15 protein-coding genes and 1 tRNA gene are annotated in these 15469 nt (G+C 67.2%); 12 read left to right on the forward strand and 4 right to left on the reverse strand.

Annotation, left to right across the window (positions count from 1 at the left end; all coding sequences use genetic code 11):
- Positions 1 to 6: 6 nt before the first annotated feature.
- Entirely contained in the window at positions 7 to 1242 is a 1236-nt protein-coding gene (locus ACNUDN_RS13575) for a threonine/serine exporter family protein (RefSeq protein ID WP_419125158.1), read from the forward strand.
- Here the strand turns inward: ACNUDN_RS13575 and ACNUDN_RS13580 are convergent.
- Positions 1227 to 2468 (reverse strand): PrsW family intramembrane metalloprotease, encoded by a 1242-nt coding sequence (locus ACNUDN_RS13580; RefSeq protein ID WP_419122426.1) that lies wholly within the window; start codon positions 2466 to 2468, stop codon positions 1227 to 1229. The genes ACNUDN_RS13575 and ACNUDN_RS13580 overlap by 16 nt on opposite strands.
- 177 nt (positions 2469 to 2645) lie before the next feature.
- Between ACNUDN_RS13580 and rpsA the strand changes: the two genes are divergently transcribed.
- Positions 2646 to 4091, forward strand: a complete 1446-nt coding sequence (gene rpsA, locus ACNUDN_RS13585) for a 30S ribosomal protein S1 (protein WP_419122427.1) — start codon at positions 2646 to 2648, stop codon at positions 4089 to 4091.
- A 75-nt stretch (positions 4092 to 4166) separates the two neighbouring features.
- A complete protein-coding gene (gene coaE / locus ACNUDN_RS13590) occupies positions 4167 to 5378 on the forward strand; it encodes a dephospho-CoA kinase (RefSeq protein WP_419122428.1) in 1212 nt (403 codons plus the stop codon).
- On the opposite strand, the gene ACNUDN_RS13595 is transcribed toward coaE, so the two are convergent.
- Together ACNUDN_RS13595 and ACNUDN_RS13600 are read right to left on the reverse strand one after the other, a co-directional pair.
- A complete protein-coding gene (locus ACNUDN_RS13595; protein WP_419122429.1) occupies positions 5375 to 5959 on the reverse strand; it encodes a hypothetical protein in 585 nt (194 codons plus the stop codon). The genes coaE and ACNUDN_RS13595 overlap by 4 nt on opposite strands.
- A gap of 86 nt (positions 5960 to 6045) precedes the next feature.
- Positions 6046 to 6582: a ribonuclease FAU-1 family protein gene (locus ACNUDN_RS13600; protein ID WP_419125159.1), complete on the reverse strand. Its 537-nt coding sequence runs from the start codon at positions 6580 to 6582 to the stop codon at positions 6046 to 6048.
- Between the two features lie 142 nt (positions 6583 to 6724).
- Here ACNUDN_RS13600 and uvrB point away from each other — a divergent pair, with 142 nt between their 5' ends.
- The 9 genes from uvrB (at position 6725) to ACNUDN_RS13645 (ending at position 14520) form a co-directional block, all read left to right on the forward strand.
- On the forward strand, positions 6725 to 8884 hold the full coding sequence (gene uvrB, locus ACNUDN_RS13605) for an excinuclease ABC subunit UvrB (RefSeq protein WP_419122430.1): 2160 nt from the start codon (positions 6725 to 6727) through the stop codon (positions 8882 to 8884).
- A gap of 39 nt (positions 8885 to 8923) precedes the next feature.
- Positions 8924 to 10327, forward strand: a complete 1404-nt coding sequence (locus ACNUDN_RS13610; RefSeq protein ID WP_419122431.1) for an MFS transporter — start codon at positions 8924 to 8926, stop codon at positions 10325 to 10327.
- Positions 10328 to 10375: 48 nt separating this feature from the next.
- Positions 10376 to 10446, forward strand: a tRNA-Cys gene (locus ACNUDN_RS13615).
- A 49-nt stretch (positions 10447 to 10495) separates the two neighbouring features.
- The gene (locus tag ACNUDN_RS13620) at positions 10496 to 11056 is read left to right on the forward strand and encodes a TetR/AcrR family transcriptional regulator (protein WP_419122432.1); all 561 of its coding nucleotides are present in this window, start codon (positions 10496 to 10498) and stop codon (positions 11054 to 11056) included.
- On the forward strand, positions 11053 to 11379 hold the full coding sequence (locus ACNUDN_RS13625; protein WP_419122433.1) for a DMT family transporter: 327 nt from the start codon (positions 11053 to 11055) through the stop codon (positions 11377 to 11379). The genes ACNUDN_RS13620 and ACNUDN_RS13625 overlap by 4 nt, the downstream gene beginning before the upstream one ends.
- Complete coding sequence (locus tag ACNUDN_RS13630; protein ID WP_419122434.1) at positions 11380 to 11700, forward strand: DMT family transporter; 321 nt, start codon at positions 11380 to 11382, stop codon at positions 11698 to 11700.
- Positions 11701 to 11830: 130 nt separating this feature from the next.
- A complete protein-coding gene (locus ACNUDN_RS13635; RefSeq protein WP_419122435.1) occupies positions 11831 to 12508 on the forward strand; it encodes a cutinase family protein in 678 nt (225 codons plus the stop codon).
- A gap of 159 nt (positions 12509 to 12667) precedes the next feature.
- Positions 12668 to 13873, forward strand: a complete 1206-nt coding sequence (locus ACNUDN_RS13640; protein ID WP_431960029.1) for a hypothetical protein — start codon at positions 12668 to 12670, stop codon at positions 13871 to 13873.
- A 203-nt stretch (positions 13874 to 14076) separates the two neighbouring features.
- The gene (locus ACNUDN_RS13645) at positions 14077 to 14520 is read left to right on the forward strand and encodes a universal stress protein (protein ID WP_419122437.1); all 444 of its coding nucleotides are present in this window, start codon (positions 14077 to 14079) and stop codon (positions 14518 to 14520) included.
- Positions 14521 to 14580: 60 nt separating this feature from the next.
- Here ACNUDN_RS13645 and ACNUDN_RS13650 read toward each other — a convergent pair whose 3' ends face one another.
- Positions 14581 to 15465, reverse strand: a complete 885-nt coding sequence (locus tag ACNUDN_RS13650) for a fructose bisphosphate aldolase (protein WP_419122438.1) — start codon at positions 15463 to 15465, stop codon at positions 14581 to 14583.
- Positions 15466 to 15469 lie beyond the last annotated feature (4 nt).

The raw sequence follows: 15469 nt of genomic DNA on the forward strand, positions 1-15469 counted from the left end.
CACGAGATGGCGGACACGGCACCGTTTCAGTTCCTGGCGCGGCTGGGCGTCGCCATGGCCGGCGCCAACTATCCGGTGACGTTCATCCGAGCGATGCTGGCGCGCGCCAGCTCGGCGTACGGTATGCGGGCCGAGGTCATCGCGCTCCCCAACAACGTGCAGATCCTGGGACCGTCCGGCGCCACCGGAACGCCGGTGACGTCGGCAAGCCTGACCGCGAGCCTGCGGTTCGATCAGACGTTCCCGCTGGCCAGGCTGGTCTCCGACGCGATGAACGGTCGAGTCTCACCGGCGCGCGGCGAAGCACTGCTCGACGGCATCCTGTTGGCTCGCCGTCCGTACCCTGCCTGGGTCACGGTGCTGGGCTATGGCGTGTTCAGCACGGGCCTGGCGCTGGTCATGGAGCCCACGGCGGTCAACCTGGCCGCGGCCGCGGTACTCGGACTGTTGGTCGGTTCGCTGTTGACCGTCAGCGAGCGGATACCGCTGTTCGGACAGCTCGCGCCGGTCCTCAGCGCGGTCCTGGTGGCCGCGCTGTGCATCGTCGGTGCGCAGTATCTGGAGCTCGACCACGTCGGTCTGCGCGCGCTCATCCCGCCGTTGGCGGTATTCCTGCCCGGGGTGGCGATCACCATCTCGGTGATCGAGCTGACCGCCAACGACCTGGTCTCGGGCGCCAGCAGACTCATCGCCGGGTTCATCCAGCTCGCTCAGCTGGCCTTCGGCATCCTCATCGCCGGCCACCTGCTCGGGCTGGAAGAAGGCCAACTCACCGCGGACGCCGTCAACAAGCTCGGTCCCTGGGCCCCGTGGCTGGGTGTCGGCGTCTACGTCGTCGGGGTCATGCTCTTCCTCGCTCCGCCGCTGACCTTCCTGCCTTGGCTGGCGCTGATGTCCTATATCGCCTACGCCGCTCAGTACCTGGGCGACCTGCTCCTGGGCAGTTACACCAGCGGCTTCTTCGGCGCATTGGCGCTGACGCTGTCGGCGTTGCTGGTCGGCCGTCTACCCCAGGCGCCTCCGGCGATCGCGATGGTGCTGCCGGGCTTCTGGCTGTTGGTGCCCGGCTCGCTCGGGCTGATCGGCGTCGCCGAGCTCTTCGGGGCGGACGGCGACTCCGCGTTGGGGGCCACGTTGATCTCGTTGATCTCGATCGCCCTCGGGGTGCAGGCGGGCGTGGTGATCTGGCAGCTGGCGCGACCGCGCCGGCGAACGGATCCGCCCGGTCACGCCGGGCGCTGACCGTACGGTCGGGACACCGCCGCGTGGTAGCCGGACATGTGATGCAGTGCCGGTGATTGCGCACGCGCGGCGTGCACGGCATAGGTGTCCTCGTGGAGCAGAGCCAGCACCCGCTGGTCGCCGAAGCCGCGGTCGATACGGTCGCGGACGAAGGCGAGTTCGGTGACCCGCAGCGCGAACTGTCGCACCGAATCGCCCGCCTGCCGGCCGCCGATGCGGGTGGCCTCGGCGATCGCCGCCTTCCTGGTCCGCAGCGAACCAAGCCACGTCGCTTCGTTCGGGGTGATGAGGCCCGCGGCGACCATGCCCGGCAGCTTCTGCGCGACGATGTGTTGTTCGCGGCGCCGGCTGTTGACCGCCAGCGTGATGGCCAAGCCGAAGATCGGCATCATCCAGAACACATAGGTGCCGAAGTAGGCGCCTGCACCCAGCAGCGACGACCCGTTCCACATCGCGTGCAACAGCACCGCAGCCAGGTAGCCGAGCAACAGACAACCGGCCTTGGCAATCACGCCGCGCCTGTGCAGCGCGAACCACACCCCCAGCGCGAACATCGTGGTGAACAGCGAATGCGCGAACGGACCCATGATCAGGCGCAACGCCGCGGTGAACAGCGAATCCGCCAACGATTCGCCGTTGGCGATGTACAGGATGTCCTCCAGCCAGGCGAACCCGGCACCGACCAGCCCCGCATAGACCAGGCAGTCGGTCAGCGAGTTCATCTCGTTACGCCGGGCGCCGGTCATCATCAACAGCAGGAACAGGCCCTTGGCGGCCTCCTCGGTCACCGGTGCGGCGATCACCAGCGTGAACGCACTCACTCCGGTGGCAGCGGGATCGACGGACGGGTTGAGCCACGCGTCGAGGAAGATCTGCAGCACCGCCGAGATCACGACGGCCACCGAGGTACCCCAGATGAAGGCGAAGATCAGCAATCGCGGCGGCTCCGGCTGCCACCGGTCGAGCCAGAGATAGGCCAACACCACCACAGCCATCGCGACGCTGGACAACACGAAGCCGACCGCGGTGCCGACGGGATTGGCGAGCGTGAGCAGGATGACGATCAGCCCCGCCAGCGTGCCCAACGCGATGAGCAGGCCCAACGGCGCGCCGACCGTGCGGACGCGGCGCACGAACGGGAGGCCGAACGCGGGACCATGGCGGCCTTGATGGGGGAAATGGTGAGGGGGCGGGTGCTGCGGTCCAGGCACGCCGGAATACGACACGTCAGCAGGTTAGCCCGTCGGGTGGAGGCGGGTTTGTCCTGCATGGACCATGTCGAGTAACCTCGGTACGTACCTGTGTGTGCGCTCGATCGCAGGTGCACCGAGTTCCAATCAAGAAAACATCTCAGTCAACACAACATGTCCCTACGATCACACCTGTCCGGAGCAACCCACCACATGCCAAGTCCCTCCGTCACGTCCCCGCAAGTTGCCGTCAATGACATCGGCTCCGCGGAGGATTTCCTCGCCGCCATCGACAAGACCATCAAGTACTTCAACGATGGCGACATCGTCGAAGGGACCATCGTCAAGGTGGACCGCGACGAGGTTCTGCTCGATATCGGCTACAAGACCGAAGGGGTCATCCCTTCCCGCGAATTGTCCATCAAACACGACGTCGACCCCAATGAGGTCGTTTCCGTGGGCGATGAGGTCGAAGCCCTGGTCCTCACCAAGGAGGACAAGGAAGGCCGCCTGATCCTGTCCAAGAAGCGCGCTCAGTACGAACGCGCCTGGGGCACCATCGAAGAGCTCAAGGAAAAGGACGAGGCCGTCAAGGGCACTGTCATCGAGGTCGTCAAGGGCGGCCTGATCCTCGACATCGGTCTGCGCGGCTTCCTGCCCGCCTCCCTGGTCGAGATGCGTCGCGTCCGCGATCTGCAGCCGTACATCGGCAAGGAGATCGAGGCCAAGATCATCGAGCTCGACAAGAACCGCAACAACGTGGTGCTCAGCCGCCGCGCCTGGCTGGAGCAGACCCAGTCCGAGGTGCGCAGCGAGTTCCTCAACCAGCTCACCAAGGGCGCAATCCGCAAGGGTGTGGTGTCCTCGATCGTCAACTTCGGTGCGTTCGTCGATCTCGGCGGCGTCGACGGTCTGGTGCACGTCTCCGAACTGTCCTGGAAGCACATCGACCATCCGTCCGAGGTGGTTCAGGTGGGCGACGAGGTTACCGTCGAGGTGCTCGACGTCGACATGGATCGCGAGCGGGTTTCGTTGTCGCTCAAGGCCACTCAGGAAGATCCGTGGCGCCACTTCGCCCGCACCCACGCGATCGGGCAGATCGTGCCGGGCAAGGTCACCAAGCTGGTGCCGTTCGGCGCGTTCGTGCGCGTCGAAGAGGGTATCGAGGGTCTGGTGCACATCTCGGAGCTCTCCGAGCGCCACGTGGAGGTCCCGGACCAGGTGGTCCAGGTCGGCGACGACGCGATGGTCAAGGTCATCGACATCGACCTGGAGCGCCGCCGGATCTCGCTGAGCCTCAAGCAGGCCAACGAGGACTACTCCGACGAGTTCGAGGCCTGGAAGTACGGCATGGCCGACAGCTACGACGACCAGGGCAACTACATCTTCCCCGAGGGCTTCGACGCCGAGACCAACGAATGGCTCGAAGGCTTCGAGAAGCAGCGTGACGAGTGGGAGGCCCGCTACGCCGAGGCCGAGCGCCGGCACAAGATGCACACCGCGCAGATGGAGAAGTTCGCCGCTGCCGAGGCCGAAGAGGCGGCGCGTCCGGCGTCTTCGTCGAACGGCACGTCGCGGTCCGACGAATCCGCCGGCGGATCTCTCGCCAGCGACGCGCAGCTCGCCGCGCTGCGCGAGAAGCTCGCGGGCAACGCCTAGCTAGTACCGATCGAAGGCCCCGGCTCCCCGTGAGCCGGGGCCTTCGTCGTCGGCGCGGGCTGACACACTGGTGCGGTGCTGCGAATCGGATTGACCGGCGGGATCGGGGCGGGCAAGTCGACGGTGTCGGCGACCTTCAGCGAGCTCGGCGCGATCGTCGTCGACGGTGACGTCATCGCCCGTGAGGTCGTCGAACCGGGGACACCCGGGTTGGCCCGGCTCGTCGAGGCTTTCGGCGAGGACATCCTGCTGCCCGACGGCGCGCTGAACCGGCCCGCCTTGGCCTCCATCGCCTTCGGTGACGACACCAAACGGGCCACTCTGAACGGCATCGTGCATCCGCTCGTCGCGCACCGTCGTTCGGAGCTGATCGCGGCTGCCCACGAGGATGCGGTGATCGTCGAGGACATCCCGCTGCTCGTCGAGTCGCAGATGGCCCCGCTGTTCCCGCTGGTGATCATCGTGCATGCCGATGCTGAACTCAGGGTCGAGCGGCTGATCGAGTACCGCGGTTTCAGCGAGGAGGACGCCCGGGCCCGTATCGCGGCGCAGGCCACCGAGGAGCAGCGGCGCGCGGTCGCCGATGTCTGGCTGGACAATTCCGGCAGCTCCGCCGCGCTGGTGCAATCGGCTCGGGCTTTGTGGCAGGACCGGATCCGGCCGTTCGCGCACAATCTGCAGACCGGCACCCCGGCGCGGGCCGAGCCGCGCCTGGTTTCCGCCGATCCGCGGTGGCCGGCCGAGGCGCAGCGCATCCTGGCCCGCCTGCGCACGACCTGCGGTCACCACGCATCCCGGGTCGACCACATCGGCTCCACCGCAGTGCCCGGGCTCGACTCCAAGGACGTCATCGACATCCAGGTCACCGTCTCCTCGCTTGCTGTCGCCGACGACCTGGCCGACGGACTGCGGGCTGCCGGCTACGTCCGGACCGCGACCACCGAGGACATCGGCAAGCCGGACGCGCGCAGTAGTGTCGCCGGCTTCGACCACACCTCCGACGCTGCATTGTGGGGCAAGCGACTGTTCTGCTCGGCGGATCCGGGGCGGCCGACGCACGTGCACGTGCGGGTTGACGGATGGCCCGGCCAACAGTTCGCGCTGCTGTTTGTCGACTGGCTGACGGCGAACCCGGCGGTGCGCGCCGAGTATCTCGACCTCAAACGGCGGGTGTGTGCGCAAGGCCACCCGGGTACCGGCGCTTACGCAGAGGCCAAGGAGCCCTGGTTCCTCGACGCGTACCGCCGGGCTTGGCAGTGGGCCGAGGCCACCGACTGGAGTCCCTAGGCCTGCGGCGTCTGCTGGCCGGCGGGCTCGCCCGCGGGTTGGTCGGCGGGCTCGCCAGGGGGTGGCACAGGCGTGTCGGACGGGGTGGCCCCGTCGAGCGGAAGGTTCAGCGGTGCTCCGCACTGCAGAACCCCGTACAGCGGGTCGTCCTTGGGTCTGAACAGGCGCGGTGCGATGAACTGATCGGCCTTGGCGACGATCTTGTCGTCGACCAGGATCTCGCAGTGCAGATTCGATCCGTACGGCCACTCGATCGAGAGCTCCATGCCGGCCTTGGCCGGGTCGTCGAGGACGGCATTGATCTCGAAGGTCTGACCGGGCAGCAGCGACGGCTGAGCGCTGTTGACGTTCTGATCGTCCATCTTGTACGCGACCACCGCTCCGCGCGAGGTACCGTCGGCCCGGGCCCGGTAGACGACGTTGTGCAGCAACTGGTCTTGACCGGGGGCGGGCGCGGCTGTGGTGGGCTCGGCCGCGGGGTCCTCGGGTTGGGCCGAGGCGACAGGAAGCGACAGCACGGCGGCCGCTATCGCGACGACGGCGGCCGTGGCCGCGTTCCGCGTGCGCATGGCGGGAACCATGTGACGAGAGATTACCGTCCGGATTTGTCCGGTCAAAAACACCGTCGTTGCCATCAGAATCAAGATCGATCGACCCGGCCACGCCGTTACGGCACGGGCGGGGCCGGCCTCCGTCCCGGTGCCCCGCGCCAGGTCAGGGAAATCCCGTGACCGGCCAGCCAGTGGTCCAGGTCGTAGTCGTGGCCGGCCAGCCCGTCGACGGCTGCGACTGCGGTTTCGATCGCCCGTCCGCCCGCCTCGGCGCTGACCAGCCCCTCGGCGATGGCGGCGGTCAGCTCGTCGACGTCGGTCACGCGAACGTCGCGGCCGGTGCGCAGCACCAGGTCCAGGTAGTGGTCGACGCCCTCCCAGCGGGTCGGGCCGGGCGTGTACTCACCGACGTCGAGGTAGAAGTCCTGGTCGCGTTCGTGGCCCGGGTTGAAGTGGAACACGGTGATCCGTAGACCGAGACCGGGGACCAACCAGGACTCGAGGTAGTGGAACTGGGCCCGACCGGGTGTCGGTCGCGCCATATAGAGCCCCCACGGCAGGACGGTGTACACGTCCACCGCCCGCACGATGCCCTTCGGGTCGGTGTTCGTGCGGGCGGTGAGGTCGAAGATCTCGTGCTTGGGCGGATGGATGCCGATCAGGATAAGCGCACCACGACGCGGGTGGTCGATCGCGGGAACAGACATCGCGGGAACAGACATCGCAGGAACAGACATCGCGGGAACAGACATCGCGGGAACAGACGATGTCGGAGTCAGGTTCTACCCTGATGAGATGGCATTCGCGACCGAACACCCGGTGCTGGCGCACTCGGAGTATCGCCCGGTGGACCAGGTGGTGCGCACCGGCGCACGTTTCGAGGTGGTCAGCGAGTATGAGCCCGCCGGAGACCAGCCCGCGGCGATCGAGGAGTTGGAACGCCGCATTCGGGCGGGGGAGAAGGATGTGGTGCTGCTCGGCGCCACCGGCACCGGCAAATCCGCGACCACGGCGTGGTTGATCGAGCGGCTCCAGCGACCGACGCTGGTGATGGCACCGAACAAGACCCTGGCCGCGCAGCTCGCCAACGAGTTACGGGAGATGTTGCCGCACAACGCGGTCGAGTACTTCGTGTCCTACTACGACTACTACCAGCCCGAGGCCTACATCGCGCAGACCGACACCTACATCGAGAAGGACAGCTCGATCAACGACGATGTGGAACGACTGCGCCATTCGGCGACGTCGAACCTGCTGTCGCGTCGCGATGTGGTGGTGGTTGCGTCGGTGTCGTGCATCTACGGCCTGGGCACACCGCAGTCGTACATGGACCGCTCGGTGGAACTGCAGGTGGGCGACGAGGTGCCCCGGGACGCCCTGCTGCGCCTGCTGGTCGACGTGCAATACACCCGCAACGACATGGCCTTCACCCGTGGCACCTTCCGGGTGCGGGGCGACACCGTGGAGATCATCCCGTCCTACGAGGAACTCGCGGTGCGCATCGAGTTCTTCGGTGACGAGATCGAGGAGCTGTACTACCTGCACCCGTTGACCGGCGACATCATCCGCAAGGTCGACTCGCTGCGGATCTTTCCGGCGACGCACTACGTCGCGGGCCCCGAGCGGATGGCCCAGGCCATTTCGACCATCGAGGCCGAGCTCGAAGAGCGCCTCGCGGAGCTGGAGGGGCAGGGCAAGCTGCTGGAAGCCCAGCGGTTGCGCATGCGCACCAACTACGACATCGAGATGATGCGCCAGGTCGGCTTCTGCTCGGGTATCGAGAACTACTCGCGGCACATCGACGGTCGGCCTGCCGGCTCGGCCCCGGCCACGTTGCTGGACTACTTTCCCGAGGATTTCCTGCTGGTCATCGACGAGTCCCACGTCACGGTGCCGCAGATCGGCGGCATGTACGAGGGCGACATGTCCCGCAAGCGCAACCTCGTCGACTTCGGTTTCCGCCTGCCCTCGGCGGTGGACAACAGGCCGCTGACCTGGGAGGAGTTCGCCGACCGGATCGGACAGACGGTGTATCTGTCGGCCACCCCCGGTTCCTACGAGCTCAGCCAGTCCGGTGGCGAGTTCGTCGAGCAGGTCATCCGACCGACCGGCCTGGTCGATCCGCAGGTGATCGTCAAACCGACCAAAGGCCAGATCGACGATCTGATCGGGGAGATCCGCAAGCGCACCGAGCGCGACGAGCGGGTGTTGGTGACGACGCTGACCAAGAAGATGGCCGAGGACCTCACCGACTATCTGCTGGAGATGGGAATCAGGGTCCGCTATCTGCATTCCGAGGTCGACACCTTGCGCCGCGTCGAACTGCTTCGGCAACTCAGGCTCGGCGAGTACGACGTGCTGGTCGGCATCAACCTGCTGCGAGAGGGTCTGGACCTGCCCGAGGTGTCGTTGGTGGCGATCCTCGACGCCGACAAGGAGGGCTTCCTGCGGTCGCCCCGCAGCCTGATCCAGACCATCGGCCGTGCGGCGCGCAACGTCTCCGGTGAGGTGCACATGTACGCCGACACCATGACCGACTCGATGAAGCAGGCGATCGACGAGACCGAGCGACGCCGGGCGAAGCAGATCGCCTACAACACCGAACACGGCATCGACCCGAAACCGTTGCGCAAGAAGATCGCCGACATCCTCGACCAGGTGTACCGCGAGGCCGACGACACCGAATCGGTGGAGATCGGGGGGTCGGGCCGCAACGCGTCGAGGGGTCGGCGTGCCCAGGGAGAGCCCGGCCGTGCGGTCAGCGCCGGTGTCGTGGAGGGACGCGACACCAAGAACATGCCCAGGGCAGAGCTCGCCGATCTGATCAAGGATCTCACCGCTCAGATGATGACGGCGGCTCGCGACCTGCAGTTCGAATTGGCAGCCCGCATCCGTGACGAGATCGCCGACCTCAAGAAGGAACTACGCGGCATGGACGCCGCCGGGATCAAGTAACTTGATCTCAACTGCGGTTGAGGTTCTACGGTCGACCGCGTGACCGACACTGCAACCGTCGCCGCAGGCGGCTGGCGAGAACTGCTGGGCCCGAAGAACCTCGGGGCGTCGACCGTGCTCGCCGGCGGTGTGGCGTTGTATGCCACCAACGAGTTCCTGACCATCAGCTTGATGCCCAGCGCGGTCGCCGACATCGGCGGTCAACGGCTTTACGCATGGGTGACCACGGTGTACCTGGTCGGGTCGGTGATGGCGGCGACCACGGTGCACTCGGTGCTGATGCGGCTCGGTCCGCGCTGGTCATATCTGTTGGGACTGAGCGTATTCGGACTCGGCAGTCTGGGCTGCGCACTGGCGCCGACGATGGAGCTCCTGCTCGTCGGGCGTACCGTGCAGGGTGCAGCGGGTGGTCTGGTCGCCGGTCTCGGGTATGCGGTGATCAACACCGCGTTACCAGCCAGATTGTGGACCAAAGCGTCCGCGTTGGTCTCGGCGATGTGGGGCGTCGGTACGCTCTTGGGGCCTGCTGCCGGCGGGTTGTTTGCTCAATACAGTTCGTGGCGTTGGGCTTTCGGCGCCCTGGTGGTGCTGACCACCGCCATGTCGGCACTGGTGCCGTTGGCCCTGCCGGCCCACAATCGGGTCGTCGGATCGCAGTCGGCCCGCGTAGGCATCCCGATCCGGTCGCTACTGCTCCTGGGCGTCGCTGCCCTGCTGGTCAGTGTCGCCGGTGTGCCGCGGGACGCCCGGGCCACCATCTCCCTGGTGGTGGCGGGCTTCGCTCTGGTGGCGGTGTTTATCGTCGTCGACCGTCGGGTGAGCGCTGCGGTGTTGCCGCCCAGCGTATTCGGTCCCGGTCCGCTGAAGTGGATCTACCTGACCCTGGGCGCGTTGATGGCTGCGACGATGGTGGACATGTACGTGCCCCTGTTCGGCCAACGGCTGGGCAACCTGACTCCGGTGGCGGCCGGGTTCCTCGGTGCCGGCCTGGCGATCGGGTGGACGGTGGGCGAGATCACCAGCGCATCGCTGACCCGTCGGCGGGTCATCGTGCGGACGGTTGCGGTGGCACCGCTGGTGATGGCGACCGGTCTGACGATCGGTGCGCTGACCCAGCGCGACGGCGCCGGTCTCGGATCGATGGCGCTGTGGGCTGTGGGTCTGGTCATCAGCGGGGCCGGAGTGGGGATCGCGTGGCCACATCTGTCGGCGTGGGCGATGAGCACCGTCGACGACCCTGCCGAGGGGCCGGCAGCCGCGGCGGCGATCAACACCGTGCAGGTCATCTCGGCGGCGTTCGGCGCGGCGCTGGCCGGTGTCATCGTCAACGCCAGGAACGTCCCGGACGCGACGGCGGCGCGGTGGCTGTTCGTGTCGTTCGCCGCTCTGGCCGCACTCGCGACCTTGGCGTCGATGCGGACCGGCCGGCAGCGATCACGCTGATCCGAACTCTTCTGTGGCGGCCGCTGCAATGGCAACCTGGCCGTCAGTGCGGGTGTGGCTGAGTGGCTAGGCACCGGCCTGCAAAGCCGTCTACACGGGTTCGAATCCCGTCACTCGCTCGCATGGTGACACCGGATTACTTTACCAACCGGATGGTAAAGTAATCCGGTGTCTCTCGCTGCCCCACGGGGTCGACCGTCCTCTGCCGCAGTCATTCTCGACACCGCCCGGGACCTGCTCGACGCCGGGACCCCGGTGTCGTTCGATTCGGTGGCGCAGGCATCCGGTCTGACCAAGCCCGGCCTGATGTATCACTTCCCGACGAAGTCCGCCCTGATGGAGGCTCTGGTCGACCACGTCGTCGACTCCCAGGAGCGGGAACTGTCCCGCTGGCTCGACGTCCCATTGGAGTCGGCGTCGCCGAGGCAGCGTCTGGGAGCGTATGTGCGCTGGGCGCTGCGGAGCCGGCATCGCCGTTCGGCTCTGGTCATGCTCAGTGATCCCAGGTTGGCCGACCGCATGCTGGACCGATGGACCCAGCGCTTCCAGCAGTGGGTGCAGGTGCCCGCAGACGTGCCGCCGGCTGAACAGGCCCGGTTGCACGCGGCGCGCCTACTGGCCGACGGTGCGTGGCTCGCGGACTCATCGGACACTTTCCCGCTGGCCGACAACGAACGGCCCCAAGTGCTTTCGGTGGCTCTGGAACTCTTGGGGGAGTCCTCGCGATGACGTGGATACTGCTGTTGTTGGCGATCGGCAGCGAGGTCGCCGCGACACTGTCGCTGAAGGGTTCGGCGACGGTGCCCGCGCTGTATGCCGTGGTGGTACTCGGCTACCTGGCCTCGTTCGTCTGCCTCGCCCTGGTCCTCAAGCGGGGGATGGCCCTCGGTGTGGCCTACGGGATCTGGGGCGCCACCGGCGTCGCACTCACCGCGGTGCTGTCCTCGCTGTTGTTCGGCGAAGCGTTCACCGCCGTGATGGGAATGGGCCTGATGTTGATCATCGCCGGTGTGGCGCTCGTCGAGACCGGTTCGCGACCGGAGACCGGGTAGATGCAGTACGTGTTCCTGATCGCCGCGATCGGGTGTGAAGTCAGCGGAACGCTCGCGCTGCGGGTCGCCGCCCGGGGTCGGACGTCGTTCTACGCGTTCGTCGTGGTCGGTTACGTGCTGGCGTTCACCTCATTGTGGGCCTCGCTGAGGCACGGTATGCCGCTCGGCGTCGCGTACGGAATCTGGGCCGCGGCGGGCGTGGCGCTGACCGCAGCGGCCTCCCGAGTGCTCTTCGATGAGCCCCTGACGCGAAAGATGGTCGCCGGCATCGCTCTCATCGCAGCGGGAGTCCTGCTCGTTGAGATCGGCGGGGTCCACTGATTGTGCCGTAGCGGATTATCCAGACGGACAGGCCGTATGGCCGCTGCTTGCAACACGGAATGGCAACTGTTCGATCACCGTTGCGTCGCTGCGAGGTTCAGATTTGCTAGAACTGTGTCAGCGTTGTCAAGTGCTCGCACGCCAGGTGGCCCGATGGCTAGTTCTTGCGGTGGTGACAGCTATGGCCCTGCCGCTGTCCACCGTGACCGCCCCCGTTGCTGTAGCGGCGTCGTGCCCGGATGTCGAGGTCATCTTCGCCCGCGGCACCAGTGACAAACAGGGCTTCGGGATCGTCGGGCGGATGTTCGTCGACGCGGTCAAGAGGCGCCTGCCGGGCAAGAAGGTCGGGGCGTACGCGGTCAACTATCCGGCCAGCTGGAACTTCTCCAAGTCGACGTCGCAGGGGGCACTGGACGCCAACAAGCAGGTCCAATACGTCGCGGGTATGTGTCCCGAGACTAAGATCGTGCTCGGGGGGATGTCGCAGGGGGCCGGCGTGATCGATTTGATCACCATCGGCAACCGCAGGATCTGGTTCTTCACACCGTCCCCCCTGCCCGATTCCATGGTCAATCACGTCGCGGCGATCGCAGTGTTCGGCAATCCCTCCCGGGACGTCTCCAGTCTGGGCCCGCTGACCGAGATCAGTCCCCTGTACGGGCACAAGGCCATCGACCTGTGCGCGACCGGGGACCCGTACTGTTCGGACGGGAAGAACTATTTCGCGCACCTGTCGTATCCGTGGAACGGAATGATCAACGAGGCCGCCACGTTCGTGGCCGCCAAGGTGCTCGGCCGAGATTCGTAGCGAATCGGTCGGTTGGGCAACACTTCTGATGTAGGCGGCCAGCGTGGTCTCCGCCCGACCACTGGCTGGTGTCGTTTCGGTAACCGGACTGCCGCGCAGAGGGGCCGGCCGATAGGTTTCTCGGGGCGGGGGGCGCCGGCGAGAGTTCGAGGAAAAGCGATGTCACTCAGCACATGCCGCATCGGCGCCGCGGCGATGACGGTGGGTATCGTCTGGCCGTTCACCTTCGGTGCACCGGCTGCCGCCGAGCCCAGCCCTGGGGTGCCCTGCCTGGCCATGATGCAGCAGCTGGCGGCCCAACCGCCGAGTGTCCCCGAAACCCTCGACACCGCGGCCAGTGTCCTCAACAGTATGGTGTCGCCGGGGGCCACGGAGCCGCCCGCCGCTGTGATCGCGGACGTTGCCCACGGCGCGGCAGCGCCGGCCGCTCCCGGCCCGGTGCCCGCACCGATCGAAGGGACACTTCTCGAATCCGCGCCGACCGAGGCGGCGCCGATGGTGCAGGCGGCCGGCGCGCCGGTGCCGCCTCCGCCTGTGGTTCCCGTTGTGGTGCCCCCGGTTTCAACTGTCGTACCATCCGTGGCTGTTCCGGTGGCCGGTGCCGGTGCCGCACCGGTGGAACTGGCCGCCGCACCCCCGGGTGCCGGCAGTCCGGGGGAGGTGGCCGCGCCGCCTGCCGAGATCTCCGCACCTGTGCCCGCTGCAGTCGCCGAAGTGCCCGCCGCAGTCGCCGAAGCGCCCGTACACGCGCCCGACGCACCCGTCGACACACCGCCGGCAGAGTTGCCTGCACCACCGCTGGTAGAGGTGCTGCCGCCTCCGGCGGCGGAGTTGCCTGCACCGCCTCCGGCGGCGGAGTTGCCTGCACCGCCTCCGGCGGCGGAGCTGCCTGCACCGCCTCCGGCGGCGGAGTCGCCTGCACCGCCTCCGGCGGCGGAACCTGTTGCTGTGGAGTCGATCCCGGCGGCTCAGGCGCTCTCCCCGCCTGCCCCCGCTCCCGTCTCGCCCGCGCCGGATGCAGTCGCCTCGGCCCCGATCCTGCACGCCGCCGCGGTCCCTGCCGTCGCGCCCGGCCCGGTGGTTCCGGTGGTACCCGCGCCCGTTCCGGCGCCCCCGGTCCCGGTCCCGGTGGTACCGGCGGGTGTTCCGGTGCCGGCCGCACCGGTGCCCGCCACGGCGCCGCTTGGGCTCCCGGCCGTTCCGTTGGGTGACGCCCTGCCCGGAATTCCGATGCTGCCCGCGACCCTGCCGGTGCCAAAGGATCTGGTGTGCGAGGGCACCGCGTGGTCGGCCGGCGGTGACGCCACGGGGGGAGCCACCCACGCCACAGACCGGTCATCCGAACATCGGCGCGAACAGTGGTGACCGCCAGTGAGTTTGCCCACGCGTAGTCGGCCCGGGGCCGCCGTGTACCGCTCGTCACGTCGGCACGGCCGAGTGACGTTGCCGGCGTTTGCTGGAACCGATAGTGGGCAAATGCCATCGTTGTGTGGTGATTCGCACCCATGCCCGCCCGCGGGCAGGCTACTGTCTCGGGTGGCGATGCAACTGACACTGGGAGGATATGGATGAGCGCCTATCAAACGGTGGTGGTTGGTACGGACGGATCTGATTCGTCGCTTCGTGCCGTGGACCGCGCCGGTCAGATCGCTGCCGGGTCGAACGCGAAACTCGTCATCGCGACCGCGTACTTCCCGCAGAGCGAGGATTCGCGGGCTGCGGACGTGCTCAAGGACGAGGGCTACAAGATGTCCGGCAACGCCCCGATCTACGCAATCCTGCGTGAGGCGCGGGACCGTGCCAAGGCGGCCGGGGCACAGAACATCGAGGAGAAGGCGGTCGTCGGAGCTCCGGTGGACGCGCTCGTCGATCTCGCCGAAGAGGTGAAGGCGGACCTGCTCGTCGTCGGAAACGTCGGCCTCAGCACGATCGCCGGTCGCCTGCTGGGCTCGGTTCCGGCCAATGTGGCGCGCCGATCCAAGACCGACGTGCTGATCGTGCACACTTCCTGACCCGCAGCGATTGTCGAAGGCCCTGGACCGGCGCCCGCCGGCCCAGGGCCTTCGCGCATGTCAGGTGTTGGATGCCTTCGCGATCGCGGTGATGGCGGCATCAAGTGCAGCGTTGAACTCGTCGTCACTCTGCTGAGCGGTGAGCCCCTCGGTCAGGGCACGCGAGAAGCTGGCGATGACGCCCCGGTTCGCGGCGAGCTTGTCGCAGGCCTGATCGCGGTGGTAACCGCCGGACAGCGCGACGACCCTGAGCACCTTGGGATGCTCCACGAGTTCGCGGTAGAGGTTGTCCTGGTCGGGCAATGTGAGCTTGAGCATCACGTGCTGGTCGTCGCCGAGGGTGTCGAGCCCCTTGAGGATCGCCGCCTTGAGTTGTTCCTCGGCCTTACCCTTCTCCGGGCTGTGGATGTCCACCTCAGGCTCGATGATCGGCACCAGGCCGGCTGCGAGGATCTGGCGTCCGATCTCGAACTGCTGCTCGACGACCTGTTCCAGGCCGGCGCCGGGCAACTTGATGACCGAGCGCATCTTCGTTCCGAAGACCCCTTTGTCACGGGCACGCACGAGCAGCTCGTCCAGTCCCGGGATGGGCTTCATGACCTGGGCGCCGTCCTTTTCCTCGGCCAGACCCTTGTCGACCTTGAGGAACGGCACCACATGCTTGACGTTCCACAGGTAGTCGGCGGTGTCGCGGCCCTCGATCTGACGGTCCATGGTGTCTTCGAACAGGATGGCGCCCATGATGCGGTCACCGTCGAAGCTCGGGCTGGTGATGATGCGGGTGCGCATCTGGTGCACCAGGTCGAACATCTCGGCGTCGCCGGAGTACGCGTCCTCGGCGATGCCGTAGAGCTTCAACGCCTTGGGTGTGCTGCCACCGCTCTGGTCGAGCGCCGCAATGAACCCGGCCCCCCGTTGGGCCTTGGTCAACTGATCGCTGTTCATGATC

This window comes from Mycobacterium sp. smrl_JER01 (assembly GCF_048513595.2).
In the GTDB taxonomy this organism is placed as follows: Bacteria; Actinomycetota; Actinomycetes; order Mycobacteriales; family Mycobacteriaceae; genus Mycobacterium.

Coding starts and splice junctions, on each gene's coding strand:
- ACNUDN_RS13575 (WP_419125158.1), top strand. CDS start 7: ATGGCGGACACGGCACCGTTTCAGTTCCTGGCGCGGCTGGGCGTCGCC.
- rpsA (WP_419122427.1), top strand. CDS start 2,646: ATGCCAAGTCCCTCCGTCACGTCCCCGCAAGTTGCCGTCAATGACATC.
- ACNUDN_RS13595 (WP_419122429.1), bottom strand. CDS start 5,959: ATGGTTCCCGCCATGCGCACGCGGAACGCGGCCACGGCCGCCGTCGTC.
- uvrB (WP_419122430.1), top strand. CDS start 6,725: ATGGCATTCGCGACCGAACACCCGGTGCTGGCGCACTCGGAGTATCGC.
- ACNUDN_RS13625 (WP_419122433.1), top strand. CDS start 11,053: ATGACGTGGATACTGCTGTTGTTGGCGATCGGCAGCGAGGTCGCCGCG.
- ACNUDN_RS13630 (WP_419122434.1), top strand. CDS start 11,380: ATGCAGTACGTGTTCCTGATCGCCGCGATCGGGTGTGAAGTCAGCGGA.
- ACNUDN_RS13640 (WP_431960029.1), top strand. CDS start 12,668: ATGTCACTCAGCACATGCCGCATCGGCGCCGCGGCGATGACGGTGGGT.
- ACNUDN_RS13645 (WP_419122437.1), top strand. CDS start 14,077: ATGAGCGCCTATCAAACGGTGGTGGTTGGTACGGACGGATCTGATTCG.
- ACNUDN_RS13650 (WP_419122438.1), bottom strand. CDS start 15,465: ATGAACAGCGATCAGTTGACCAAGGCCCAACGGGGGGCCGGGTTCATT.